Origin of the sequence: Streptomyces sp. CA-142005, assembly GCF_050942335.1 — a bacterium.
Lineage (GTDB): Bacteria > Actinomycetota > Actinomycetes > Streptomycetales > Streptomycetaceae > Streptomyces.
The window spans coordinates 79,990-106,560 of record NZ_CP192079.1 but is presented as its reverse complement, the minus strand read 5'-3'; the positions used below and the strand labels follow the sequence as shown (position 1 = coordinate 106,560).

Below are 26,571 nucleotides of genomic sequence, written 5' to 3'. Positions count from 1 at the left end.
AACCGGAGGGCGGGCCGTTGGCCCGAAGAGAGGGACAGACACCGCTTGGCGCACTTGTTCTCCGCGGTCAGGACCCATGACGCTATTGCGGTGACGCTTTGGCGGGATCACCGACTGTCGCGTTGCCAGTCGCCTGTAAGCCGCCTCGAATGGGATCGTGCGGTACTCATACAAGCAGAACTCAAACCAGCTCTCGGTATCGCGGGCGCCAAGGAACCGGGAGACCCTCCCCGTCCGAACCTTCCTCGTCTTGGCCGTCGCTCTGTGCTGCGTGCTGCCGGCCGCGCGCGGCACGGCTGCCGCCGGCACGGCTTCTGTCGCTTCGAGAGCCGCGGGAACCACCAGGCCACCCGCTTCGGGAAATCGATCCGCGCCGCCGGGGGCCTGGACAGACGAGGTGTTCCCCCACCCCCTGGACCTCGCTCAGTGCAGGGACCGCCTCGGCACTTCCTGCTACACCCCGCACCAGCTCCGCACGGCGTACGGCCTGGACCAGGCAGCCGCGAAGCGCCTGACCGGGAAGGGCGTCACGATTGTCACCGGCATCGGCGTGATCCCCCCGACGCTTCAGCATGATGTGAACGTGTTTTCCGACCGCTTTCGGCTTCCCCGGACCAGGCTGGAGTTCGCCTTCGAGGAAGGCGCATCACCGTTCGATCCGCACGATCATGCGGCACACCGCGAGGCCATCCTCGACGTCTCGGCTCTGCATGCGATGGCCCCCAGAGCGAAGATCGTCGTTGTAGGGGTGCCCGTCATTCCCGGCGACCTTGCAGCCACCCTGCCCGAGGGCTACATCAAGGCCATCGAGCAGGACGCGGGAGACGTACTGTCCATGAGCTGGAACGACTTCGAGCAGCATCTGCAGCAGATCAACCCTCGCATCAGCCAGGGTTCGCCTGCGCTGGCCCACCTGAGACGTCCGCTCGTGGAGGCTGCCGCCCGCGGCATCACGATGGTGGCTTCATCCGGCGACTACGGGGGCCTCGCGCCGTCGGCAGGAGCCCTGTGGCCCGCCGCTGACCCGCTGGTCACATCGGTGGGCGGCACCGATCTCGACCTCGACCAGTATGGGCACCGCCGACGGCCGGACATCGCCTGGGACGCCAGCACCGGCGGCCTGTCCCAGTGGTTCCCCCGACCCACCTATCAAAAGCCGGTGACGAACATCGTCGACGGCAGACGAGGCGAACCGGACGTCAGTATGTCCGCAGGTCCCTTCTGGGTGTACGACAGCGCCGACCCTCAGCAGGCGGGCTGGCAGTTGGCGGGCGGCACGAGCCTGTCGTCTCCACTCTTCGCCGGCATCGCGGCTCTCGCCGATGAGGCCGCGGGGCATCGCCTCGGCCCGCTCAACCCCACCCTTTACCGCAACGTGCATGACCTGAAGCGCGCCGGGCTCGTCGACGTGACGGCCGGAAGGAGCGATCGCAACGCTCACCCGGACCGACCAGCCCCACCCGAACCCCCGGGTTGGCGCGGATACCCGGCTCTCCCGGGCTACGACCTCGTCACCGGCCTGGGCACGGTACGCCACAGCAGCCGGCTCATTTGTACCCTGTCCAGAGGTGCAATGCGCCCACCATGCGACCTGACCCACCCCGGTGGCTGACGGAACACGGGTCGTGACGTGACGGTTTGTTCCTCGCTGTCGGCGGCGAGCCGTACTCGCCGAAGGGAGCGTGGACTGCCGAGGATCACGCGATGCACCGCACCGGCCGCCCAGCACCACCACCCAATGAACACAGCCAACTGGCCTGTGCGTAGAGCGGGTTGACCGCACAGACCGGGGAGAGACGGGGCCGCCTGGACGCTTTGAAGCGTTGCACCAGGCCCGCGCCGAGGGCACGTCCACCGCCGAGCACAGGCGTGCCGGGCCAGGCCCAGCCGTCCCGGCCACCACAGGAGGGGCTTGGGTTCCGTCCGTGATCCGCTGGCAGCGCCTGGTCGCCTGCATGGGGCCGGATACGGGATGTCAGAGCCGCTCGGCGAGCCCCCCAACGGCCCTGGGGAGCTCCTTGCCGTGCCGGCCCGGCCGAGGCGCTGCCAATCGGATGGTCATGACCTCGGGCCGGGGAACCGCTACCGGACAGAAGGCGCGCATCGTACGTACCCTCATGCTGTGATCGCCCATTTCGTCCGCAGGACTACGTGGAAAGGTGCTCACACGGCCGTATCGGTTCGTCATCGCCGGCTGGCGAGTCTGCGTTGAGGCGACTACACGTCAGTGAGGAGCACCACCGGTGGTGGGTTCTGGGCGCCATGACCGCAGCCGTGGCGATGGTCGCCATCGATGCTTTGGCCGTTCTTGTCGCTCTTCCCACGATCCAACGGGACCTCGATGCGTCGCCCATCGAGCTGCAGTGGATTGTCAACGCTTTTCTTCTGCCGTATGCCGGACTGCTCGTTCTGGGCGGGCGGGCCGGTGATGCTCTTGGCCGTATCCGAACCTTCCGTATTGGCGTCGTGCTCTTTTTGGCGGCGTCGGTCGCCAGTGGTCTGGCCGGGTCTGTCGGCTGGCTGATTGCCGCGCGTGCGGCTCAAGGCGTGGCCGCAGCCATCCTCAGACCGTCCGCCGACGGGATCGCCGTCTCCCAGTTCGGTCGGCAGGAGAGAGGCCGCGCGGAGGGGATCTCCACCAGCGTGGCCACGTTTTTTTACGGTGTGGCGCCTTTGGTGGGAGGAGTGCTGACAGCGACGGTCTCCTGGCGGGCGATTTTCTTCCTCAACCTGCCTTTGGGAGTGACTTGCCTGGCCCTCGTCCGGGTACTCCTGCCCCGGGTGAAGCCGAAGCGCAGCCCGGTGGACTGGGGGAGTGCACCCTTGCTCGTCGGCGGCCTGGGGTGCGTGGTGCTTGCGCTCATGGAGTCGCGGGACTGGGGATGGGCCTCGCGGGCTGTGATCGGTCTCTTGGCAGGGGGCTTCCTCCTCCTTGCGGTCATGGTCATACGGGAACTCCGTCTTGCCGAGCCCTTGATCCAGGTCCGGTTGTTCGCCCTGCGCAGTTTCAGCGTTGACTCAGGAGTACTCGCGGCGGTGCGTTTTTCGTTCATCGGATTCTCTGTCTTCGGAGTCATCTGGGTCCAGGACGTTCTCGGTTTCTCAGCCGTTCAGGCCGGCTTGTTCATGCTGCCTCTCACCTTCCCCACCATCCTCTGCGCCCCCCTGGGCGGCATCCTCTACGACCGTCTGGGGCCCCGAGTACCAGTGGTGATGGGGGGCACCCTGCTGGCCGGGGGCATGCTGGGGGCTGCAGTTACGCTCCACCAGCAGACCTACTTCTGGCTGTTGCCGTTCTGGATCGCCGTGGGCGTCGGAGTGGGAACCATCGGAGTCCCGGCATTTTCCGATGCCTTCAATTCCACGCCGCACCAACTACGCAGCCAGACAGCAGGCGCCCTGCAGACCACTCGTGAGATCGGTGCCACCCTCGGCCTCGCGGTCATGGGCATGACTGTCACCCATGTGCAGGGCGCACGCCTGTCCGCCGTTCTCCGGCACGACGGGCGTGTTCCGGTCAGCAGCCTTCCCGTAGTGGAGCGATCGATCGGCAAGGCCGTGGCGGCCCAGAACCGGACGACTCTACCCGCCGGCATCCCCGCTGACCTGGTTCCCGCGCTCAAGCAGACCGTAACCCAAGCCGTCTCAGCCGCCTTCTATCTCGCCTTCGCTGTCATGGTTGTGGCCCTTTCAGCGGCAGCGGTGCTCCTGTCACGGCAACCCCCAGGTGCCTCCGTGCAACACAGTGCGGCCGAACCGCCCTCATGACGTGCCCAAAGCCTCCAGGGCGCAGCTGACATCTCCTACCCACTGGGCTCGTCGTTCCAACCGGTCCGGTGAGGGACGCGAGGGCGAGGCAGCGCCAGTGGTGTGCGCCTGCACCCCAAGATGTTCACTGCGCCGCTTGATCCGCGGGTCAGCTCACCGCAGAACACGGCGACGATTCCCGGTCGGTGGCCGCCGGCCCTCACCGGGTTCCCCCGAGGATGCCCCGGCCTTCAGGCCGGGGGGAATCGGATTCCTGCGGAGCAGGGCAGGGATAGCCGGTCCGCCGTCGGTGCGATTCGGTGTCCACCCCGCATGGAGGTGTTGTCGCCCGCGATGATCGAGAACTCTCAACTGTCAGTCCTCTCGGGTACGTTCGGATGCATGACGACAGAGGTGACCGGGAAGAACTCCGGGCGTGCCCGGTACACCTTCCGTGTGCCGTATTGTCACCGAGCTCACCGCCGCAAAATCAAGACCTCCGAGGGGACCCCGGTACACCACCTCGGCGTGGGTGACCGGCCGTGGGAAGACAGACCCTCACCGACGTGCCACGGGAGACCGGCAGAAACTGGAAACTTCCGTGTGCGGCCTCCACACGCACACGCATCGACGCCAGCCCAATGTGACCCTGCGAAAGGCGCTCTCGCAGCATCGCCGTATCGAACCCCCTGCCGTCATCGGTCACACACAAGCACATATGATCGTCCGTCTCCTTCAATTTGATACGCAGGTGAGAAGCTCCGGAGTGCCGGACGACGTTGTTGATCAGTTCACGGGCCACGCTGAACAACAGCACGTCGTGGGTGCTTGGCACGTCGGAAAGGTCGCATTCGGCACTCAGCTTGCCGCGTACCTGTGCTGTCTGTGCCAACGACATGATTGCCGCGGTCAGACCCGCCGTCTCCAGTACCGACGGGTGTAGTTGGTAGGTTGCCTCCCGCAGATCCCGGGCCACCTCCGTCAACGTCTCGTCCACTCTGCTCAGGACACTCGTGGCGCCGGTTTCCGTGAACTCCTCCAGATCGTGGCGGGAAGCGAGGATGGATTGCAGCGGCCCGTCGTGGATCGCCTCGGCCATGATCTTCCGCTGTCGCTCCTCCGCCCCCATCACCTGGGCCAGCAGATCTGACCGGCTGTCAATGAGTTCGCCGATGCGCACGGTCCTGTCGCGCTGCGCTGTCGACAGCAGGAGAACCAGCGTGCCCACCAGGAGATATGCACAGATGACAATCCCCACGCGAGGCCAGGTCAGCTGCCTCAGGACGACGGGGTCTGTCACCAGGGCAACGACGAGGGCGACGGTGTTGAAGGCCAGCGTGATGGCCGTCGTACTCTGCCGAATGTTGAAGGCGGAAAAGAAAGGAAGCACGAAGAGGAAGAGCAGAAAGAGATTGGCTCCGCTGGAAAGCTGCAGGAGGAGAAAGACCGCGATGATGTCGATGATGCCCCACGTAGCCACGATCGGTACGAAGAGTCTTTGCGGAGGCCTGGTGTGCCACCACAGCAGTCCGGCCACAGCGCTTGCCGCATATGCGGCGGTGACCCACAGCAGCGTTTCCCGGCGGGCGGAGGGTGTGTCCACGACAGCCGTCGCGGCCAGCAGTGCCGCCAGGACCAGACGGAACCAGTTTCGTAGCAGCTGGATCCGGATCCCGTACTCGACGAACACCATGTCCGTGGCGGTGAGTGTCACTGTGCTCCCCTGATATGCCGCCGAGTTGCGAGCGGGTCGAAGAGTTCCGATGCCGGGCTGCGGCATGAGCCTGGCGAGCCCGCAGGTTCGTGTATAACTCGGACAAAACATGGCATACCCTCGCGCTGTGTTCAACGTGACAGCGGTGCTTAAACGCCTGGTCCTCGGCCGGCCCATGCGCAGCGAGGAATTGCAGGAGACGCTCCTGCCCAAGCGCTTGGCGCTGCCCGTCTTCGCCTCCGACCCGCTCTCCTCGGTTGCCTATGCCACTCAGGAGATCCTCGTCGTCCTCACCCTCGGAGGCCTGGCCTACCTCAACCTCACGCCGTGGATCGCTCTAGCGGTCATCTGTTTGCTCACCGTGGTGGTGCTTTCCTACCGACAGGTGGTGCGCGCCTATCCCAGCGGTGGCGGCTCCTACACGGTTGCCACCGAGAATCTCGGAGCCTCCGCCGGACTGGTGGTGGCGGCCTCGTTGCTGGTCGACTACGTAATGACCGTCTCGGTTTCGGTGGCTGCCGGCGTCGACAACGTCGTCTCGGCCGTGCCCGCGCTGGCGGAGCACCGGGTGCTGATGGCGCTGCTCTTCGTCGTGGTGCTCACCGCGGCGAATCTGCGCGGCGTACGCGAGGCCGGCACGGCGTTCGCCGTGCCTACCTACCTGTTCATCGCGGGAATGCTGATCATGATTTTCAGCGGCCTCTTCCGCTACCTTGCCGGCGCTGCCCCGGTGGCGGAGAGCGCGGCATACGGTGTGCGCCCGGCCCCGGGCGGCGAGGGCCTTGCCGGGGCAGCATTGATCATGTTGGGCCTGAGAGCCTTCTCCAGCGGTTGTACGGCGCTGACCGGAGTCGAGGCGATCTCCAACGGTGTGCCCGCCTTTCGCAAGCCCAAGACCAAGAACGCGGCCACCACCATGGCCGCCATGGGCATCATCGCGGTCACCCTGTTCGCGGGGGTCACCACACTCGCAGTCATCGCCAAGGTCCACATCGCAGCCGACCCCTGCCAACTGATCGGTCTGCCCGGAAACTGCTCCTCCTTCGCCCAGCGCACAGCCATCGCCCAGCTGGCTGCGTCGGTCTTCGGCGGCACACACAGCATCGGCTTCTACTACGTCCAGATTGTCACCGCCCTGGTGCTGGTCCTTGCCGCGAACACCGCCTTCAACGGCTTCCCCCTGCTGGCGTCGATTCTTGCCCAGAATCGCTACCTCCCGCGGCAACTGCACACGCGCGGGGACAGACTCGCCCTGTCCAACGGGATCCTGGCCCTCGCCTTCACCGCCGGCGCCCTGTTGTGGGGGTTCAGGGCCAACGTCACCGACCTGATCCATCTTTACATCCTGGGCGTCTTCACTTCGTTCACCCTCTGCCAGGCCGGCATGGTGCGGAACTGGAACCGCGAACTGCGCACCGAGGACGATCCGGTTCTGCGCCGGCATCACGTCCTGGCCCGCACCATCAACGGCACCGGTGCCATTGCCACCGGGCTGGTGCTCGTGATCGTACTCATCACCAAGTTCACCGAAGGAGCCTGGCTGGCAGTGCTGGCCGCCGTCCTCCTGTGGACGGCCATGCGCGGTATCCGCCACCACTACGACGCGACCGCCGCGGAACTCGACGTGGCCGACCCACATGACGAACTACAGCCACCCGCCCAGGTCTATGCAGTCGTACTCGTCTCCAGACTGCATCGACCGACCCTGCGGGCTCTGGCCTATGCCCGCTCCTTCCACCCCACCACGCTGGAGGCGCTCAACGTAGCGGTGGACCGGGAGGAGGCCGCCGCACTGGAGCAGCGCTGGCACGATCTCGACATCCCTGTACCACTCAAAGTGCTCAACTCTCCCTACCGTGAGATCACGAGACCGGTGGTGCAATACGTCCGCTCCATCAGACGGGCCAGTCCCCGCGAGCTGGTCGCGGTCTTCATCCCCGAGTATGTGGTCGGCCATTGGTGGGAAAACCTGCTGCACAACCAGTCCGCCCTCTGGCTCAAAAGCCGCCTACGGTTCACCCCCGGAGTGACCGTGACCAGCGTTCCCTGGCAGATGCGCTCCTCCGCCCACGCGGCCGAACCGGCCTATGACGCTCCCGGCTCGGTGCGCCGGGGGAGGCCAGCGGCCCAACCGGAAGACACCAGGGCAGCGGGCCGGTAGCGCGATGCTGCGCAGGACACCCGACCACTTGGCCGTTGGAGGAACACCGGGCTCTGCGGAAGACGACCAGCACTTGAGCCGGTTCGCGCCGCGCTCGACGGGTGCCCGCACCATCGAGAGCGCGCGGTTGACCATGCGCTGGGTCAGCGACAGCTCACCGCCAGGCGGGCGTCGGGACCGGCCTCGCGCAGCGCACGCAGCAGCCCGGGCGTGCGGCTCGGCGCGCAGATCGATGACGGCCCTCACGTTTGGGTGCACGATGCCGGCCGCCGACCGCACCAGGGTGTCGTGCCGGCACGGGTGCACCAGACCGACCAGGACACGCTGGTGCGGCGGGAACCTGCAGCAGCGGTCGCCCTCGCGAGTGACGATCGGCATGGTGACCCACTCGACCAGGACAGGAGACAGGTCGAGCGCGGCAGGACAGGAGGCCAACGAGGCACCGGCACAGCTCTTCAGCACACGGTGAGCGGCCTGGAGTAGGGTGCGCCGATGACCAGGCGAAGCGTGCTGCTCCCCACCATGCCGAGCTTGGCCCGCATGCTGTACGAGTAGTCGCGGTCGACGGTCGTCGCCGCAGGAAGCGCCTTCCAGTCCGTGCCCTGCCTTCAGCCGAAGCGCAAGGGCAGTCCTGTGGCACGGCCCGCAATACGGAACGTCTCCTAGCGGCGGATACTGGTGCGATCAGCGACCGCTGAAATGGTGTGGCTTGGGGGGACTGTGACGGTGAACGCCGTAGTGGCCTGCTTGCCGTGACACGTCGCAGTAACGCGATAAACACCGGGCACTGCGTTGGCCGTGAGCACAGGATATGCGATTGCTGCGCCTTGTTGGCGTTCGCCGTTCAGATCCGACTTAGGGAAGATGGGCGAGGTAACAAAGGCAAGGGCGGGCTTGCAATGGGCGCCGTTTACTTCAACGGCGAGGCGCTGGCCGGGGTGGGCTTGCCGGGGCTCGACCAGGATGTGATTGGGGTCGATGTTTGCGTCGTCGCCGGAGGCGGCATGCGCGACGGATGGGCTCGCCAGAACAGCGAATGCGGCCAGGGTGCTGATTGCAGTGCCGATGCGCCTTGTGATCACGAGAGGTTCTCCTTTCAGGGAAAGACTGCCACGGCTCCTGAGTCCGTGACTTGAAATGACTGCGTGCCCTGGCGGCGGCGCGGCGATGATCTCCGTCGCCTCGTCAAGTCACCGCTCGGGCGACGTGACTTCCTCCTGGCGGGCTCTGGTGAAGTGGGTAGGGTCGCGTGCAAGGTGGTCCGGCCTCCCTCTGCGCGGTACCGAGTCGAGACTCGAGGTCACCGAGCAGTTTCAACGTCATTCTCCGCTCCGCTGAGGTAGGCGCGCACCTGGTCGGCAGCGGTGAAAATGGCGTCCGGCTCGCCACTGACGACCGCGAAATGACGGACGGACCTCTGGATTACGACACCCTGCGAATCACTGGCCGGTGTCATTTTGGACCGCACTGTGAAAGTATTGCCCAAGAAAAGGAAGTCTTCCGGGAATGTGGGTAGGTAATTCATTACCTGTGTCTCCAGGAACCTGCGGAGCGCTTGCAGGTCGTCACTCTTCTGTGCGGCTATGATCTGACGTGCTTCCGAATATCGGCAGGCGCGCCCTAGTGGAGCCGGCGAGAGGGGCGTAAGGCTGTACAAGACTTCCCTGTAGGGGTGGAGGGAAAAGAAGGGGCCGTCCACCAACGTCAAAGCAAAGTTCTTTCTCTCGGCGGCGTAGATGAACATCACACAAGGCTCGAAGTGGACGGTGAAACACCGGCACTGATACTCCTCGAATGCCGCACCATTGGTGCAGTCCACAACCGCATCGAAGGGTTCGCCATTCACCAAAATCTGGTCGCTGAACTCCTCAATTTTATCCACTGGCGTGCCAAGCCTCAGCTCGGATTCAAGTCGATCCTCGAAATAGGCTATGGCAAGGGCGGAGCACAACCGCTCTTCCGGAGTGAAGAATGCTGCGCTGATGTTGCGCAGCCCGAGTCGGGTCGCGTCGACATCCGTATACGGCAACCAGGAGGATGCGATGATCTGCCGGTAGGTCTCCGCGTCCAGCAACGACCCATGACGAGGGAGCGCGTAGACGTTGTGGGGGACAGGCTCGCTCAGGGTGGGGTAGGTCGTCTTGAACCGGTGGAATTCTTCCCTTGCTCGTCTGCGCGCCGCTCCTGACCGCGGATAGCGGAAGCCGATGTGGAGCCGGCTCTCAGTACTTCCCGAAGCACCTCCGAGGATATGAGGCAACGCTTCAAAGAGATGCACGTCGTGGCCACCGGCACGCAGCGTCATGGCCATGTGACAGCCGTACCAGCCTGCTCCCACCACAGCGATGCGGCGTCGCAGGACCTCTGGTGGGGACGCCTTGCTTGCGGGTGGGGTGAGGGAGGCCATCGCGTCTCCTTGGGATCTGCTGTGTGTTCGTGTTTTCGGATACGCCGACCGGTGACGCGCCTGAGTAAGCGGGAATTCCCGGCGTCGTTGTCTCTTGGGGCCGCGTAAGGAGCGGCACGGTTTTTGTTTGGTTTCTTGCTCGCTCAGGGGAAGCAGCGCGGACTCTGGTAGCGGCGCTCCTGCTCCCGGAGGGGCGCGACCCGTCCTTTTGCGTGCAAAGCCATCATGTCGTGGTGATAGAGGCGAACTATCCACCGACCAGGCCACAACGGGGTGGAATTAGAGGGCCTCCACGGCGGGGTGTCCATGGAAGCGGTCATTTCGCGAGTCTCCAGGGCAGGGCCCTTTAGGTCGTGTCCTATGTGGTGAGGCGGTCGTTGGTCTATTAAAGCGTCCTGCAGATGACTCGCCTATCAGCCACTTGGCGGACCGGCAGGAGGAGCCGGGGGTGGTCGGGCAGGCTGATTGCAAAGGACCCGGCGGCACCTCCGATCGTGCCATGAATATCGGGCGGGTCTGGCGATAAGCTTTGAGGCGTCAACCCCCCGGGGTGCCTATTGGGCCCGAGCCCTAACGAGAGGTTCCGGACAGTGATCTGCGCAGTACAAGGTTCCAGGGACGCCGAGAATTCACCTCTCGCTTTCTATGAGGGTGTGGCGGATGACTACGATGACATCACCAGCGGAATCGATTACGCACAGTGCCTCAACGGCTACGATGAACTCATCCGTCAATACGGTGCGCCTGGAAAGCGTCTTCTTGATATCGGGTGCGGAACGGGCGTCGACGCTGTAGGGTTCCGCACTCTCGGTTACTCCGTTACGGGAATTGACTTTTCTCAGAAGATGATCTCAAGGGCGCGAGTCAGGCCGGGAGCGGAGGGTATCCGCTTTACGGTCGCCGATGTTCGCAGTCTCCCTGCGGTCGGCCTCTGCGATATCGTCACCGGAATGGGTGACCTAGTCAATTATCTGCTCACCGAGTCTGATGTTCTGGATGCCTTCGATGGGATATACCGGGTCCTCGCATCGAACGGGCTGCTCATCTTCGACGCTTCTACCGCCTGTAATTTTCGTCGGTATGCTGAAGGGTATGTGCGGACCGGGCCCGGGCAGGTCGACTCGTGGAGCGGTGCAGAATTCGAGCCGGGCGCCAGACTTGTTCGGAGACTGGACCGGTTTACCTCGAGGAACGGCCGCGACTGGAAAATAGGCACCTACCGTAATACGGTGCGGCATTATGCGCCGGCAGCTATCGTGAGCATGCTGGAAAATTCTTCGCTGCTGCCCCTGGGGGTCTACGGGATGCGTCGAGGCCATATACAGGAAGGGGTCGATGAGGAAGAACACCGCAAGGCTGTCTATGTAGCCCGCCGATGGGATCTTCCTGCAGCGCGGACGGCTCATGGGTGCACGGGGTGTTCTGCGCCTTGGAGCCTGAGAGGGATGCTGGCCCGGTGACAGGGACGACCGCATCTCGCCTCTCTCTGCGGCGAGCCCAGAGACGGGCGCCGCAGGACTTCAGCCTGGGACTGGCCGCTCGACGGGGTTCGCATCGGTGGCGTGAGACGGGGCGGCTGACCTGCCGGCCGTTTCCATGGCGGAGCCCTGACGGCAATAGGGACGCACGAGGGTGTGGCGGCTTGGACCGGCCATGTGCGGCGGCGAGAATCGGCGCACGAGGGAAAGGCCCTCGTCGGACCTTTGGAAGATATTGCTTGGCCAAGCAGCGATCTCCCCAGGGCGCGTCCGGCCCGCAGCAGGCACGCAACACACACGTGGGCTTCGCATTGCTGACCGGTGTCCTGGTCGTGTTGGCGATGACGTCGAACATCCCCTCACCGATGTATGTGCTGTACGAAGCACGCTTCCACTTTCGGCCGGACATGACCACGGTCGTTTTTGCGGTGTACGCCACCGGTGCGCTGATGGCTTTGTTGTGCCTTGGGCGTGCCTCTGATCATTTGGGGCGAAGGCCGGTTCTGGCAGCAACGATCTGCGGAGCGGCGGTCAGCGCCCTGCTCTTTCTCTCGGCTGACGGCCTTGTGTGGCTGATCGTCGCCCGTATAGTGGCCGGCGTGTCGGTCGCTTTGGCAGTGACCACTGCTGCTGCCGCGCTGAGTGAACTCATCCCGTCCGGTGACCCGCAGCGAGCGGCTACTATCTCCGGCGTCGCGAGCTTGTGCGGATTCGGGCTGGGCCCGCTGTACTCCGGGCTCGTCATGGATGCCGCACCGGCGCCCATGCAGTCGGCTTACGCCCTGTACCTGGGCTTGTTGTTGATCGCCGCTGTGGTGCTGGCGTTCGTCCCGGAGACTGTGGACGCTCAGGACGGCACCTGGGCCGTGCGGCCCACCGTGACGCTTCCGTCTCGGCGACGGGAGTTTTGGCCCGCGGCCGCCGGCGCCTTCTCGGCTTTCTTCCTGCAGGGATTCTTCGCCGCTTTGGTCCCCTCCCTGCTCGTCCACGAGCTGCACTCGCGCCGTCACTTGCTGGGTGGGGCCATGGTGTTTCTCCTGTTCGCTACCGCGGCCGTGACCCAGATTGCGACGCGATCGCTCACCGACCGCCGGGCCTTGGCCGCGGGCTTGGTGGCGCAGCCGATCGGCCTGGCCGTTTTGGTGCCTGCCATCGCGGCCGCCCGCCTGGTGGTGTTCGTGATCGGCACGTTGATCTGCGGTGCCGCCTGCGGGCTGGCTTTCAGGGGGGCGCAAGGGACGGTCAACCGCATCGCGCCGCCCACCCAGCGCGCCGGCGTCATCTCCGCCCTGTGGGTGGCCGCCTACCTGGGCTTCTCCCTGCCGGTGGTCGCGGTTGGCATCATCTCTGTGCACTTCGGTGCGCTGCACACCGTCATGGGCGCCGCCTGTCTCTTCGCCATCGTGGGTGTCGGTGCCACTGCGGCGACAAGGGTTGCGCCCGCACAGTCACCCCGCTCGCGGTGAGGGCTACACACGCCACTCATCACCCCTCGCGATGCGTGGCGGGTTCGCCGTTCCGCATCAACCAGCCGGGCGGCGAGGGGCGGCCTCGGAGCGCAGGCAGACTCATGGCCGCCTTCGGAGCAGCACGCTCCGCGCGTCGGCCACGCCGCCGATGAGGTCGGGGGCGGCCGTGTGTCCGGCGGGTCCCCGCAGTAGGCAGGGCCCTGTTCGGCGGGGCCATCGGCCCCTCACCGCGCGCAGCAGTCGTCTACGGCCGTGCAGGGAGGGCGTGCAGCAGGCACCCGGGGGTGCCGATCCGGCCGCCAACTGCCCCTGATCGGATGCCCTTCAGGGAAGTGGACGGCGCCGTTGAGTACCTGACGTCATTCGAGCAGACCACGGCGCATCGCCTCAGCCACAGCGGCGGCGCGGTCGGAGACCTCTAGCTTCTCGTAGAGTCTCTGGGCGTGAGTTTTCACTGTGCTGGCGCCCAGCATGAGCTCTTGCGCAGTCTGCGGAATGCTGAGCCCCCGGGCGAACGCATGGAGGACTTGGCGCTCACGCTCGGAGAGCACGGGAGCATCGTGTGCTGCTCGCATGCGGATTTCGGCGGCGAGATCGCTGGTCAGCTCCGGAGGAACGATGGTGAGGCCCTTGGCGACCTTCAGGACGGCATCCACGATCTCAGCTCGCCGGGCCTCCTTCGCCAGGTAGCCGGCGGCGCCCTCTTGGATGGCCCGGAAGACGACGGAACTTTCTGTCGTCGCAGAGAGGATGATCACCCTGGTGGACAGTTCGTCCCGGTGAACCGCATGGACGACCGCGATGCCGTCCAAATCGGGCAGCCGGTAGTCAACCACGGCCACGGCGGGCTTCTCCGCGCGTATCGCCTCAAGTGCTTCACGTCCGGTAGATGCTTCGGCCACGACCTCGATCTGACCGCTCAGGCTGAGGCCGCGAGCGATTCCCTCCCGGTAGATCGGGTGATCATCCGCAACGACCACCCGCACCCGTGCCGCCATTCCAGACATGCGACCACCACTTTCACGCGCACGCACTGCCGCGGGGCCTCTGGTGCCACCTCATTTCAGCATCCGATACATGCAGCGAGGCCGCGAGGGGAGGGTGCAACCGGCCCCCGTGGGCAGCCGTGCAGATCTCTTCGCGGTGACCCATACTGGTGGCAGCGAGCGCACGGCGCCCTACTCGCCAGTATGGGTAGGGACGAGCTGGGGGCGAGGACGTGAGCCGGTTCGAGACGTCATGCAATGGGGGCGAAATACCCGCGCCTGCCATTTATGCCCCGTCCATGGAACAGACACGAGACACTCTTGTAGCCGCGACTGTACGCAATGTGATCGAAGAGTTGAAGGCGAATACGGCGATCGCCTACCTGCTCGAAGACACCATGCAAACTCTGGCGGCAGCCGTCATCGGCGGGTCCCCGCCCACGATCTTCGTGATGCCGGAGCGGATAGGGGTGGACGAAACCTACTCTCCCGCAGAGGCATACCAGGCCGGGGACCTCGTCCTTTCCACTGATCTTGAGTCGGAACCCCTGATCCTCCGGTTGTCCACCCATGTGCAATTCCCGTACTCGGTGGCCTCCGTTCCGGTGGAGAGCTCTGAGCACCGTTTTGGCGCACTCACGATCATCTGGGTGCCGCCAAGGACGCAGGGCATGCACAACGCGCAATGCCAATGGCTCTTGAAGGCAGGGGCCAAGCTGGGATGCGCTTTGGAAGACCTTGCGGCTTCGGGGGCCTGCGTCCGAGTCGGAAGCAAGCCCCTGCTGGTACCGGTCTTCCAAGAAGAACCAAAAGAAGATGCGGCCGGGAACAGTTCCTCGAGTTGGGGACTACCCCTCATCCCGGGCTCATCCGGCCTCACCTTCATGTATCAGGTACACAAGCTGGCCGCCGCGCTGAACGCTGCCAGTAGCGTGACCGATGTAGCGGAGGTCGCCCGATCCCGCATCATGCTGCCGTTCGGCGCCGATGCGGTGCTCCTCAGCTACGAGACAGACGGTCGGGTCTGGGTGGCCGGCCACAGCGGCTATCCCCACAAAGTAGTCAGGCACCTGCATGGTTCGAAGGTCACCGCCCACGCACCCGATACCCATGTGCTGCTCACCGGGTCGCCACTGTTCTTCGAAAGCCGGGCAGCCCTCACCCAGGCGTATCCGGACGCGACAGAGGACGGGATGGAAGCCAGCGTGTTTCTGCCGCTTCTGGTGAGCGGCCGACCAGTTGCCGCCTGCGCTCTGGGCTTCACCCGGTCCCGCCGGTTCAGCCCCCAAGAGCAAACCGTGTTGACGATGATGAGCAATCACCTCGGTATGGCCTTGGAGCGGGCACGCCTGGGGGAGAGTGAACGTGCGCTGGCAGAAAGTCTGCAGCAGAAACTGCTGCCGGGGGACCATTCCGACGTTGCGGAAGTGGTCACCACCGCCCGCTACCTTCCGGCCGCCGGCTCCGTGGGACTCGGAGGCGACTGGTACGACGTGATAACCCTTCCGGGCGGCCGCATCGGCCTCCTGGTCGGCGACGTCGAGGGCCACAACGTGGAGAGCTCGGTGGTCATGGGGCAGCTCAGAAGTGCTGTCCGCGCCTATGCCTCAGAAGGCCACGACCTCGGCACGGTCCTCGCCAGGTCCAGCCGGCTTCTGACCGAGCTGGACACCGATCTCATGGCCACATGCTGCTTCGTCGGATTCGACACAGCCAGTGGCGTTGCGGAGGTCGCCCTGGCCGGCCATCCTCCGCCGCTTCTGTGCACCGCCCAGGGAAAGATCACGGTGCCCGACCTCACAGCCGACGTCCCCCTGGGCATCCAACCGGAAGCGCGGTACCACAGCACATTGCTGTCGATTCCCCCCGGGGCCCTGCTGGTGCTTTACACCGACGGGCTCACGGGATCCCACACGTTTGACCCGGTCACCGGCGCTCGCGCCCTGCTCGACTCCTTTTCCCTCGATTCCAACGACGCTGTGGAGACGATCGCCGACCGCATCGTGCAAACCGTCGCGGGCGCGGGCGACCGTCACGATGACATCGCCCTGCTCCTGGCCCGTTACGAGGGACCACGCCTGGGCCCGCACCACCACATCAGCCGCCTGAGCATCCAGCGTCATGATCTGCGTGCGGTCAAGGACGCCCGCCGCTTCGTCCGCAGCTCCTTGCACCACTGGGGCCTGGATCCCCTGTGCGATGACCTGGAGACGGTGATCTCCGAAGTGGTCACCAACGCTCTCATCCACGCAGACAGCAACGTCGACGTGCAGCTTCGCGAGTATCCCCACCATGTACGGCTCGAAGTACGCGACACCGACCCCGCGCCACCAGTACCGGCCTCGATCATGCGAATCGACGAGAAGGCCAAATCCCACTCCGAACACGGCCGAGGACTTGTCATCGTCGAAGGCCTCGCTTCCCAATGGGGCAGTTCCCCCAGCGGAGGAGGAAAGACAGTGTGGGTGGAGGTCTCTACCTGAGGAGCCGGCCGGAGTGAGCCCGGAGCGAGCCTGAACCGCCCTCTCCGGTATCCATCATGGGCCCAAGCCATGCCACCGGCCCCACCTGCAGCCTCAAGTGAAGTGTTGTGCCCGTACCTTGCCGCAGACCGGGCGTAGGGCCGGTGATTTTGTGGGACCGCTGGGCTGTTACGCCAGTGCGTCCGGCAGGCCGCGGATGCCGTCGGTCGTCGGACTGCCGGGAGTACAGAGTCCGCCGTTCGCCGTCGAGCCCGCGTGAGGAGCCGACCGCATCCAGGTGGAACCAGGGGCCTTCGACCCGGTGAGTGAACAGCGGCCTGGCGGAAACCGCCTGCGGGACAGGAACCCGACCAAAGTGCCGCTCGGACACCTCGAACCTACCCTGACTGGAGGCACGGACGACTCCGAGGAGACGTGAGACGGCCCGGGCACTTGCCGAGAGGAGGACGTTTGAGCGTCAAGCCTTCCCTGGTGCGGCTGCGTCGCAGGACTGTGCTGGGCGCTGCGGTGCTGACAGCGGCGGCTCCCAGGGACTTTGTGGCGTCCGGTGCCGTCAGCGGCGGTGACGGACAGCCTGGACGTAAGCCGATTGGCATCGTCAGCGCTGTTCCGATCGAGCAGGCCGCCGTGCTGGCCACGATGGCGGTCGAGCGTCAGGAGGACCTCCACGGCTTTCGCTTCTATGTGGGCACGATCAACGGCCATCCGGTGGTGAGCGTCGCCAGCGGCGAACTCGATCCCAGCGCACAGCTCACCACATGGTTGCTGAACAGCGCCTTCCAGCCCCGCGCGACGCTGTTCTGCGGCACAGCCGGCTCGCAGAACGCCGCCGTCAACGTCGGCGACGTGGTCTTGAGCGGCTATGTTGTGGACAAGGCGGCGATCCACTACGGGCGCGACGGCCGGCAAAACCCATACCCGGCTGCCGAGATCCATGTCACCGGGCGGGTGAACATTGCGGGGGCCGTAATCAGCCGCAAAGGACGCCGGTACCCGACGCCCTCGAACGCGGACACGTACGGCAATGGGCCGCATCCTGTGGATCCCAGCTGGGCCTACCTGCAGGCTTTGGCCGCGAACAGGGAACTGGTGCGGATCGGTGCAGCAACCCCGGAACTCGGCTCGATCCCCCTTGCCCGGGCAACGGGCAGCCCCACGGCAACCGGCAAAGTGGCCAACAAGGTGGTCATAGGTGCGATCGGCCAGGCCCCCGTGTGGACCGAATCCCTGGACTGGATTCAGGTGCAGAACATGCTCTACCAAACCGATGCCGAGGAAAACGAAGGCACAGGATTCGCGTTCGCCAATGCCATGACCGGCATTCCATGGGCCCTCATCCGCGGTATCTCGGACACACCGTGGCACCCCGATGTCTACGAGGCGAACCTAGCGTCCAAACGGGCCGCGCAGGTATGCACCCATCTTGTGACCCACCTGCCGCCCGACGTCGACACGGCGCCCGCCCGGCTAAGCGACCTCAGCCCGCTGGCCAACGCCAGGCAGGCCGGATATCTCATCGCCGACCGCGTCGCCTACCGCGTCGGACCGGTCACCGAGGTGACCTTCACGGGACCCCAGGGGCGAAAGACACTGAGCGGCCGGGGTCTTGACACGCTACGGCATCAGTACACCACCCAGGCATCGCGACCCGCTACGACGAGACACCCGAGAGCCACCCCGCCGGACTCCGTCTTCGTGCGGCGACCTTCCGGATCCGCGGCCGCCCCACATGCCCGTTGATCGCGCCCCAAGACGGTCCCTGGGAGGCAGACATGAGCGCTTCCGCCCCGCGGGCGTTCTGCGACCCCTTGCGCGTGGCTCACCTGTCCGGTCGTTTCGCCCGGGTGACGGACGAGGCCGACGAAGCGCGTCTCAAGGTCGTAGGGCAGCTGCCGGAGGACCTGGACGGGGTCTACCTGCGCAACGGACCCAACCCGTGCTTCACGCCGATCGGTTCCTACCTGTTCCCCATCGACGGCGACGGCATGCTGCATGGTGTCTGGTTCGAGCGGGACACGGCCCGCTACCGCAACCGGTTCGTCCGCACCCCCGCCCTGCTGGCGGAGGAGGAAGCGGGCCGGGCACTGTGGGGCGGGATCGAGTCGGGGATCACGCCAGGACCCGAGCAGGTAGGCTCCGAACTCGCCCACACCTTCAAGAACCTCCCCAACATTAACGTGGTCCGCCACGCCGGCCGACTGCTGTCGCTCGCCGAGTCCGACTGCCCGTTTCGCATGACACCGAAGCTGGAGACGGCCCCGACGCGGCAACCGGAGACAGGGAGCCGGCAGCGGTGGCGCCCGCGCTCATGAGCGCATACCTCTCCTGCGGCGCCGATCGACGAGCCGGTGTGGCACGTAAGTGCCTGCGCGGCGCGGGGATGGTCGACTCGACGGTGCGGGCACGGGCCTCCCACTCGGGTGGCCATAGCCCTTGCGATGGTTGAACCCTCTCCTTGCCGCCATCGCACGCAAGGCCTTCAGATCCTCCGTGCGCTCGCCCCATTGGCGGACAACCTCCTGCCTGGCGTGGCATCACTATGGGATCTGCTGCGGTAGCAGGGCCAGGGCGGCAGCCATGGCGGTAATTGGGAAGGAGTGAAATGCGAACCCTGGGAATGCGTCCTGCCCGTTACGCCCTAGCCGCAGTGGCGCTGGCACTGTTCTGCGTGCAGCTGGATTACTATTCGCTGAATCTCGCGCTTCCCAGTATCTCCCACGGGTTTCACGTGCCGGCCTCCGCTTTGCGATGGGTTATCAGTGGTTACGAGTTGGCCGCAGGTACCCTGCTCATTCCATCAGGCCGGGTCGGTGACCTCCTGGGCCAGCGGCGCACGCTGCAGCTCGGTACTGCTCTGTTCGGTCTTAGCTCACTTTTTTGCGCGCTTACCAATGATGTCGAACTGCTGATCATTTTTCGGGTGACGCAGGGCGCGAGCGCCGCGATGATCATGCCTTCTGGTGTTACTCTCCTTACGCATACTTTTCCGAGGGAGCGTCGGGCCAAGGCCATAGGATTCGCCTTGGCGGCCGCCGGAGTCGGTAACGCGGTCGGCCCGTTCGTGGGCGGAACCGTCACGCAGATGATGGGATGGCGATGCGTTTTCCTGGTCAATCTTCCCCTCGCCGCAGCAGCTGTGTATCTGGTCACCAGAGTCGCTGAATACCACCATCGGCGCCCCTCGCCCAAGATCGATTTCCGAGGCCTTGCAAGTATTGTTGCCGCGATCGGCTTGACAGGCGGCGCCGTGGAGCAGAGCAGCGTGTCAGGATGGGATTCACTCGAAACCTGCGGCTTCTTGGCGGGGGGCATTCTTTTTGTCGCTCTGTTCGTCGCGATTGAATTGCGAGTGGAGGCGCCACTCGTAGATTTGAGGCTCTTCAAGAACGGGCAGTTCACAGCCCTGGCGGCTGCTGGTGCTGTCGCCAGCGGTGCGTGCACGCTGTACCTTTTTCAGTCCACCGTCTACTTGCAGCGGGCGTGCGGCCTCAGCCCGTTTATCACTGGACTGGTCTTCCTGATTCCTGCCGCAGCCGCCACAGTCTCCGGGATTGTGGCCACCCGCGTTGTCACTCGGGTCCCGCCCCTGCAGGGCATGGCCGCAGCTCTCGCCCTGGGCGGCATGTCCTTGCTGCTCCTGTCGCTGTCCCGGACACTGCCGCTGTATGTAGTGGCCCTGGGTCTGTGCGGAGGGACGCTGGGCATGGCGCTTCGTCTGCCCACCATGACGACGCAGGCTGTGGTGCCGCGATACCGTGCAGGCGAGGCGTCAGGGGTCACCCTTGCGGGAATTTGCGTCGGTGGGGGGCTCGGCCTGGCCTTTGCCGGCGTGTCGGTTCCGACGTCCAGGATGCATTCGCCGGGCCTGAACATGCCCCTTCTTCTAGGGGCCTCGGTCTGTCTGCTCACCGCTGGCGCACTCGTCACAGGTCGCGCCCTTCCGGGGCGCTTGCGCCGGGTGCTTGTCCATCGCTCAAATCGCGACGGTGATCAGCTCACGATCCCTGGGCCTCACGCGATGCACCGGACGGGTGCCGGAAGATCGACGAGGACATGCACAGGCCGATGCAGTGGATCCGGGGGCCGACGACCCGGCGGGCGGCACGTCCCGCCGCGTTCCTGCGCCTCCCGTGGAATCTCACGCCGATGCCAGGCCCGCTGATGGGCGTGCTCCGGCGTTCTTCGCCATCGTGCTCCTGCGCTTCGGACGCGCGCCCGGGAACGGCCCCGCAAACCATCCTCATGCTTCATGGCTCACCTCACACACGATCGAACCGGACGCCCTTGGCGCCCTCCTCCTATAGCCGGTGGCCGCGCTGGCGCACGTTGGCCGACAAAGGAGCTACCCGACCGATCCGTTTTTCCTTCTTTTAAAGGTCGCGCGGGAGAATGCTTGCCTGGTCGCACGTGAGCGCGAGGGTGGCCGGCTGCACATCGGTCAGAACGGCCTTGGCGGCGCGCGGGTGGAGGTCTTGATGGCGGCAGCCGAGGTGGATGAGGCCAGTCCGGACGCTGCTTTGGGCGCCCACCACGGTCAGGAGCGTGTCGAGGCGGCCGACGCCCGGCAGGGCGGCCAGTTGGGCAGGGGACGGGCCTGGCCCTGGCCCCGCGGACCTGCAGGACACATCCGCCGGACTCATGAGCGCTAGTAGTGCTGGACTCCTCTGTCGCTGGGCATATGTCCTGGCGGCGGGGCGGTTCGGCTACTCGGGGGCGGATGCGGGACGGCGGTGTTACAGGTATGGCCGAGCCGTGACGAATGCGAGGAACGGCTCGTGCCCCCACTGACGCGGGCACGTAGGGCGCCGCGTGATCTGGTCATGCGGGCACGGATGAGCGAGCTGAACCGGTCTGGACAGTGAGTGGCTGCCATCGCGAAGGAGTCGCGGTGCAGCCCGAAGACGGTCCACCGCCGGCCGCACCGCTTCGGGTATCGACCGGCGGATAGCCGCAACGCCATCATCCCACCGAAAGAGACGTCTCAACTCCCAGACTCCTCACGGGGCATGATTCGCTGCGCCAGCTCGAGCAGCGCCCGGTCGCTTCCCGGCGCCCCGATCGCACACACGCCAACGGGCAGCCCGCCCAGGGACATCAGCGGCATCGCCAGGCACGGCAGACCCGCGATTGATGCCAAACAGGTCAGGCTTACGGTCGCCTGGCGGATCGCCGCTCTCAGCTCGGGGGCGGCGTTGGATAGCGGTGCTGGTGCGCCGGTGGCAGGCAGCAGCAGCACTGTCCCGGGCGGAATCACGCCTCGCAGGACGAGGCCGGCTCGGCTGAGGATGCGCTCAGCGGCTACGCGATCGTCGGCGGTGACCGAGGCGGCCCAGGCAAAACGCTGTGTCACTGCCGGCCCCAGAGCACCGGGGTGCGCGTCAACCCAGTTCCCGTCACACTCCCAAGCCTGGGCGCCTTGGACGGTGGTGAAGGCCGCGGCCCATTCAGCCGGTCCCTCAACGGGGTGCAGGCCCGTGTGAGCAGTGGTGAGACGGCGTTCTTCGATCGCCAGCCCTCCCCCGGCGACGATGTCCTGAACCGACGTCTCGAAGGCTTGCCGGACTTTGTCCTCGACGAGTCGTACCGGCTCCTTTGCAACCACCGCGTTGCGGATCGCAGACAGACCCGGTACTGCGGCGGGGAGCAAGACCTCGCCCATCCGCGCGAGCATCCGGGCGTCTCGCGCCAGCCAGCCCACCGTATCGAAGGCAGGGGCGAGAGGCAGCATGCCAGTGACGGGCACAGCACCGTGGGTCGGGCGCATGCCGTATAGCCCACAGTAGGAGGCAGGAACCCGGATCGAGCCGGCGGTATCGCTACCGAGCCCGGCATCGGCCTGCCCGAGGGCGACGGCGCTGGCAGGCCCGCTGGAGGAGCCGCCCGGAACGCGGCCCGGCGCAGCGGGGTTGGGCGGGGTGCCGTAGTGTGCGTTGGTCCCCTCCAGGCTGTACGCGAACTCGTCGGTGTGCGCGATACCGACCACATCGGCACCGGCCTCCAACAGGGCCCGTACGGCCCAGGCATGCGCTGACTCTTCGTCGGCCTCGGCGAGCCATGTCGGGTTGCCCGCCCCGACCCGCTGCCCCGCCACAGCGAAGAGGTCCTTAACCGCTACCCGGACGCCCTTCAGCGGACCTGCTCCCGCCCCGGCGACCAGCGGCTCCCCGTACACTCGCCACACCGCATCGTGTCCCATGCGTTCTCCTTCCGTACGGAACTCCGCTCCCAGGCGCGGGGCAAGAGCCGATCACACCCTTGCGAACCGTCGAGAGAAAGGTGGTGGTCACATGCTGCCTGCGCGCGGTCGCACGGGGGAGAACGTGACAAGCAACCGGGCCGGTGCGTGAGCCAACACGCCGGTACTGCTGGGGATGAAGCCGTCCGCGTACCGCAGGTCCGGCAGTGTGTTCAGCAGTTCGCTGAGCCCGATCTCTGTCTCGGCCCTTGCCAGCGCGGCACCGACGCAGAAGTGCCGGCCCAAGCCCAGGGCCACGTGGTCTGCTCCTGCGCCGAAGGCTCGGTCGGGATCGAGATCATCCCGCGTGATGTCAAAGCGGTCCGGGTCCGTGTAGCGCTCTGGGTCGCGGCCGGCGGCCCCCAGGAGGCAGGCGACCTGAGCGCCGGCCGGGACGGTTCCCGCGGACAGGGCGACTTCTTCGGTTGCCTCGCGGAACACCAGGTGGGTGGGCGGGCTGTGGCGCAGGGTCTCGGCAAGGGCTGCCGGGATCAGGCTGTGGTCGGCGCGGAGCGCCGCTAGTTGGGCGGGATGGTCGAGAAGGAGACAGAGCAGCGAAGACAGCGCTTTGTCGGTGGTTTCGGCACCGGCGCTGAGGAGCAGGATGGAAAAGTTCTTCACCATCTCGTCGCTCACGGTGGATCCACCGACTCGCGCTGTGCACATCCGGGAGATGAGGTCCGTGCCCGGGCGGGCGCGGCGTTTGGTGACCACGGCGTCTAGGTATGTGCGCATCTCCTCGCAGGCCCGCAGTCCGGCCGCCGCCACGTCCGGATCGTGGTGGCCGGCAGCCATGAAGGGGCCAAAGGTGGAGTACCAGCGCTGGAATTGACTTTGTTCCTGCTGGGGGAGTGCGAGGAGGTCGAGGATGACACGGACCGGCAGACGTCGGCAGAAGCTCGCTACCAGGTCCGTTCGCCCGTTGGGGGCGAAGTCCCTGATGAGGGTGCGCACGGTGCGGGCGATGCTGGGGGCGAGGTCCGTATGCAGCGCCTTGCCTCGAAGGGCTCCGGAGATCACTTTCCGGTGGTCGGCGTGTTCCTTTCCCTCCATCTGGATGATGGTCCTCCCGAGCACCGGCTCGAGGTGCCGGGCGTAGGCGCGCGTGGAAAAGACCGGATCAGCTAGGACGTGGGCGACGTCCCGGTAGCGGCTCACAAGCCATCCCAGGCGGGGATGTTCGATCAGGGGGTAGTCCTCGCGCAGTCTGCGGTAAGCCGCGAAAGGATCCTGGCTCATATCCCGGAAGACCGTCTCCAGGTCAGCGCCGGGGGGCTGCCGATTCACGCGGCGCCCTCCTCTCGGCGCCCGGACGGATCATCCATGGGGAGTCCGGCGAGGCTGAGCAGGAGTCCCTTGACGTCGGAGGCGGCCACCGTGTCCTGCAGGGTGTCGGGCTTGGAGCAGATGACGAGCGGTCCTTCGCTGGGCTGTGTGGGCAGTCGGCCGTGGCTGCCGCGGACCGGGGAGGGATCGAGGGGGACGACCGCCATGCGGTAGCGCAGACCGGCCTTCTTGCGGACAAGTGCGGTTGCGGCACGCAGCCGCACGTATGGGTCGAGCGGGTCCATGAACAGTTCCGCTGGGTCGTATCCAGGTTTGCGGTGGATGTCGACGAGCCGCGCGAAGTCCGGGGCACGTGTGTCGTCGAGCCAGTAGTAGTACGTGAACCAGGCGTCAGGATCTGCGATGGCCACCAGCTCGCCCGAACGCGGGTGGTTCAGGCTGTGGGTCTTCTTGCCTTCGTCGGCGAGAACGTGGGCGATTCCGGGCACCTTTTCGATGGCAGCGCGGACTCGGTGGGTGGCGTCGGGATCGCGGATGTACACGTGGGCGATCTGGTGGTCGGCCACGGCGAATGCGCGGGAGGCGCCCGGGTCGAGGTACTCCATGCCAGCCTGGGTGTGCACCTCGAGGAGCCCGGCACGGCGCAGGACCCGGTTGATGTCGACGGGACGACGGACAGACGTGATGCCGTATTCGGAGAGCACGACGACGGTGCGGTCCTGCGCCAGGGCCTCGTCGAGGAGGGGAGCGAGGACACCGTCGAGTGCAGCGGCCGCGGCGTAGGCGCGCGGGTCGTCCGGGCCGTGGCGCTGCAGCGCGTAGTCGAGGTGGGGAACATACGCGAGAGTGAGGTCGGGGCCGTAGGCATGCAGAACATGCCGGGTTGCGTTGACGATCCATCCGCTGGAGCGGAGCCCCGCGCGAGGCCCCCAGTACTCGAACAGAGGGAACGTTCCGAGTTTGGCGGTGAGTTCGTCGTGCAGGGCCGCAGGGCGGGTGTAGCAGTCGGGTTCCTTGCGGCCGTCGGCGTGGTAGACCGGGCGTGGGGTGACGGTGATGTCTGTGTCGGCGCCCATGGCGTACCACCAGCAGAGGTTGGCCACGGTGTAGCCGGGGTGTGCGCGGCGGGCAGCGTCCCAGAGCTTGTCGCCGCCCACGAGTCCGTTGTGCTGCCGCCACATCAGAATTTCTCCCAGGCCGCGGGAGTACCAGCCATTGCCGACGATGCCGTGCTGGGATGGCGGGGCACCAGTGAGCATCGTCGACTGGACCGTGCAGGTCACCGCGGGCAGCACGGTGCGCAGTGGTGCGCACGAGCCCGTGGCGGCGAGGTGCCTGAGCCGTGGCATGCGGGGCAGGAGGGCGGGGGTGAGGCCGACGACGTTCAGGACGAGGAGGGGGCGCGTGGCGGAGGCGGTCATGCTTCGGCCTCCTTCAAGCCGAGATCGGTCAGCAGGTCACGGGCGAAGGCGAGTTCCGCGGCGATACCGTCGGCAAGCAGCTTGCTGTTGTGGGGGCGCTGTGCGGCGGGGAGGGTGTGCCAGGTGTAGGTCTCGACCTCCAGGTGTCGGGTGAGGGGGACAGGCCCACCGACCAGTCGGGCGAGTGCGGCGCGCAGCACATCGGTTGTGGAGGCCAGAGGTGGCTCGGGGGCGGCGTGCAGGGGTACGTGGAAGTGGCACCGCCATGGCGCGGTGCGCGGGAGGCCACTGTCGATCAGCGCCTCCTGCAGGTCGTCGGTGCCCAGTACGATGCCGTCGCGTGTACGGGTGCGGGTCTGATGCAGGAAGCGGGGTTCGGCGAACGCGGCAAGGGCCTGCCGGACGTCCAAGCGGTGCGGGACCTGGGCATGCAGAGCGGCGGAGAGCTGGGCCTTGACGATCGGGATGCCGGCCGACAGCAGCGTGTCGATGGCGGTATCCGGGTCTTCGAACTGGGTGGCGATGTGGCAAGTGTCCAGACACACTCCGATGGAGTCGTGGGACGGGGCACCTGGCGAGGTGAGGACGCCGGTAGCGTCGGCGGCGGTCTCGACGACACAGCCGGGTTCGGGTTCCAGACCGACCCGGATGCTGCGTCCACTGCCCTGGCGGAGGACGGCGAGGCGCTCGGCCAGAATTCCCAAGGCCTTAAGGGCGGCGTGCGCGCGTGCCGAGCCCAGCGGAGTGCGCCAGGCCAGGGGAAGGGTGGAGATGCTTCCCTCGACGGTGTCGTCGGGCAGCAGGGCAGCCAAGATTTCTGCCAGGTTGGTGGTGTGCTCCAGGCGCTCGCGCTCTGTCCAGTCGGGCCGGTAAACGCGGTGTTTGACGACGGCGCCGCCGAATCCGCGGTAAGGGAACCCATTGAGGGTGACGACCTCCAGCCCGCGGTCGTGGAGTTCGGCCCGCAGCGCCCGAAGAGCGGTGGCGTCACCGACGAGCGTGCGGGCCGCATCGCGGGCCAGCCACAGGCCGATGCCCAGGGTGCTGCGTCCCAGCCGCTGACGGACCGGTTCGGCGTATTCACGAAGGACACTGCGCACTCCGTCGAGATCCTCGGCAGGATGCACGTTGGTGCAGTAGGCCAGGTGGACCACGGACCCGTCGGGATGTTGGAACCGCATGG

At 66.1% G+C, this 26,571-nt stretch carries 16 protein-coding genes and 2 pseudogenes; 9 read left to right on the top strand and 9 right to left on the bottom strand.

Translation table 11 applies throughout. The features are described from left to right. The first annotated feature begins 250 nt into the window (after positions 1 to 250). Both ACQPXS_RS47015 and ACQPXS_RS47010 read left to right on the top strand, forming a co-directional pair. Positions 251 to 1,612: a S53 family peptidase gene (locus ACQPXS_RS47015; RefSeq protein WP_433456491.1), complete on the top strand. Its 1,362-nt coding sequence runs from the start codon at positions 251 to 253 to the stop codon at positions 1,610 to 1,612. Between the two features lie 650 nt (positions 1,613 to 2,262). After that, complete coding sequence (locus ACQPXS_RS47010; RefSeq protein WP_433456489.1) at positions 2,263 to 3,768, top strand: MFS transporter; 1,506 nt, start codon at positions 2,263 to 2,265, stop codon at positions 3,766 to 3,768. Between the two features lie 469 nt (positions 3,769 to 4,237). Here ACQPXS_RS47010 and ACQPXS_RS47005 read toward each other — a convergent pair whose 3' ends face one another. Further along, complete coding sequence (locus ACQPXS_RS47005; protein ID WP_433456487.1) at positions 4,238 to 5,461, bottom strand: sensor histidine kinase; 1,224 nt, start codon at positions 5,459 to 5,461, stop codon at positions 4,238 to 4,240. Positions 5,462 to 5,588: 127 nt separating this feature from the next. Between ACQPXS_RS47005 and ACQPXS_RS47000 the strand changes: the two genes are divergently transcribed. Beyond that, entirely contained in the window at positions 5,589 to 7,622 is a 2,034-nt protein-coding gene (locus ACQPXS_RS47000) for an APC family permease (RefSeq protein ID WP_433456485.1), read from the top strand. A gap of 22 nt (positions 7,623 to 7,644) precedes the next feature. Here the strand turns inward: ACQPXS_RS47000 and ACQPXS_RS46995 are convergent. The 3 genes and pseudogenes from ACQPXS_RS46995 to ACQPXS_RS46985 form a co-directional block, all read right to left on the bottom strand. Beyond that, positions 7,645 to 8,057, bottom strand: a pseudogene (locus tag ACQPXS_RS46995) (hypothetical protein); the annotation flags it as partial. A 227-nt stretch (positions 8,058 to 8,284) separates the two neighbouring features. Beyond that, complete coding sequence (locus ACQPXS_RS46990) at positions 8,285 to 8,704, bottom strand: hypothetical protein (RefSeq protein WP_433456483.1); 420 nt, start codon at positions 8,702 to 8,704, stop codon at positions 8,285 to 8,287. A gap of 218 nt (positions 8,705 to 8,922) precedes the next feature. Continuing rightward, a complete protein-coding gene (locus tag ACQPXS_RS46985; protein WP_433456481.1) occupies positions 8,923 to 10,029 on the bottom strand; it encodes an FAD-dependent oxidoreductase in 1,107 nt (368 codons plus the stop codon). Positions 10,030 to 10,682: 653 nt separating this feature from the next. Here ACQPXS_RS46985 and ACQPXS_RS46980 point away from each other — a divergent pair. Beyond that, positions 10,683 to 11,489, top strand: a complete 807-nt coding sequence (locus ACQPXS_RS46980; RefSeq protein WP_433456479.1) for a class I SAM-dependent DNA methyltransferase — start codon at positions 10,683 to 10,685, stop codon at positions 11,487 to 11,489. A 257-nt stretch (positions 11,490 to 11,746) separates the two neighbouring features. Next, positions 11,747 to 12,973, top strand: a complete 1,227-nt coding sequence (locus tag ACQPXS_RS46975) for an MFS transporter (RefSeq protein ID WP_433456477.1) — start codon at positions 11,747 to 11,749, stop codon at positions 12,971 to 12,973. Positions 12,974 to 13,335: 362 nt separating this feature from the next. On the opposite strand, the gene ACQPXS_RS46970 is transcribed toward ACQPXS_RS46975, so the two are convergent. Continuing rightward, entirely contained in the window at positions 13,336 to 13,983 is a 648-nt protein-coding gene (locus ACQPXS_RS46970) for a response regulator transcription factor (protein WP_433456475.1), read from the bottom strand. A gap of 323 nt (positions 13,984 to 14,306) precedes the next feature. On the opposite strand from ACQPXS_RS46970, the gene ACQPXS_RS46965 reads away from it, so the two are divergent. From ACQPXS_RS46965 to ACQPXS_RS46950, 4 genes and pseudogenes are all read left to right on the top strand, one after another. Continuing rightward, complete coding sequence (locus ACQPXS_RS46965) at positions 14,307 to 16,445, top strand: ATP-binding SpoIIE family protein phosphatase (protein ID WP_433456473.1); 2,139 nt, start codon at positions 14,307 to 14,309, stop codon at positions 16,443 to 16,445. 450 nt (positions 16,446 to 16,895) lie between these two features. Next, positions 16,896 to 18,185 (top strand): hypothetical protein, encoded by a 1,290-nt coding sequence (locus tag ACQPXS_RS46960; protein ID WP_433456471.1) that lies wholly within the window; start codon positions 16,896 to 16,898, stop codon positions 18,183 to 18,185. Positions 18,186 to 18,217: 32 nt separating this feature from the next. Next, a pseudogene (locus ACQPXS_RS46955) lies at positions 18,218 to 18,700 on the top strand (carotenoid oxygenase family protein); the annotation flags it as partial. 392 nt (positions 18,701 to 19,092) lie between these two features. Continuing rightward, complete coding sequence (locus tag ACQPXS_RS46950; RefSeq protein ID WP_433456469.1) at positions 19,093 to 20,607, top strand: MFS transporter; 1,515 nt, start codon at positions 19,093 to 19,095, stop codon at positions 20,605 to 20,607. A gap of 819 nt (positions 20,608 to 21,426) precedes the next feature. Here the strand turns inward: ACQPXS_RS46950 and ACQPXS_RS46945 are convergent. The 4 genes from ACQPXS_RS46945 to eboE form a co-directional block, all read right to left on the bottom strand. Beyond that, positions 21,427 to 22,641: an amidase gene (locus ACQPXS_RS46945; protein WP_433456467.1), complete on the bottom strand. Its 1,215-nt coding sequence runs from the start codon at positions 22,639 to 22,641 to the stop codon at positions 21,427 to 21,429. An 87-nt stretch (positions 22,642 to 22,728) separates the two neighbouring features. Beyond that, entirely contained in the window at positions 22,729 to 23,967 is a 1,239-nt protein-coding gene (locus tag ACQPXS_RS46940) for a cytochrome P450 (protein ID WP_433456465.1), read from the bottom strand. Further along, positions 23,964 to 25,388 carry an alkaline phosphatase family protein gene (locus ACQPXS_RS46935; RefSeq protein ID WP_433456463.1) on the bottom strand — a complete coding sequence of 475 codons (1,425 nt, stop codon included), beginning with the start codon at positions 25,386 to 25,388 and terminating at the stop codon, positions 23,964 to 23,966. Before ACQPXS_RS46935 ends, ACQPXS_RS46940 begins: the two co-directional genes overlap by 4 nt. Further along, complete coding sequence (eboE, locus tag ACQPXS_RS46930) at positions 25,385 to 26,569, bottom strand: metabolite traffic protein EboE (RefSeq protein ID WP_433456461.1); 1,185 nt, start codon at positions 26,567 to 26,569, stop codon at positions 25,385 to 25,387. Before eboE ends, ACQPXS_RS46935 begins: the two co-directional genes overlap by 4 nt. Positions 26,570 to 26,571: the final 2 nt, after the last annotated feature.

Coding starts and splice junctions, on each gene's coding strand:
- eboE (WP_433456461.1), bottom strand. CDS start 26,569: ATGCGGTTCCAACATCCCGACGGGTCCGTGGTCCACCTGGCCTACTGC.
- ACQPXS_RS46935 (WP_433456463.1), bottom strand. CDS start 25,388: ATGACCGCCTCCGCCACGCGCCCCCTCCTCGTCCTGAACGTCGTCGGC.
- ACQPXS_RS47010 (WP_433456489.1), top strand. CDS start 2,263: ATGACCGCAGCCGTGGCGATGGTCGCCATCGATGCTTTGGCCGTTCTT.
- ACQPXS_RS46970 (WP_433456475.1), bottom strand. CDS start 13,983: ATGTCTGGAATGGCGGCACGGGTGCGGGTGGTCGTTGCGGATGATCAC.
- ACQPXS_RS46985 (WP_433456481.1), bottom strand. CDS start 10,029: ATGGCCTCCCTCACCCCACCCGCAAGCAAGGCGTCCCCACCAGAGGTC.
- ACQPXS_RS46945 (WP_433456467.1), bottom strand. CDS start 22,641: ATGGGACACGATGCGGTGTGGCGAGTGTACGGGGAGCCGCTGGTCGCC.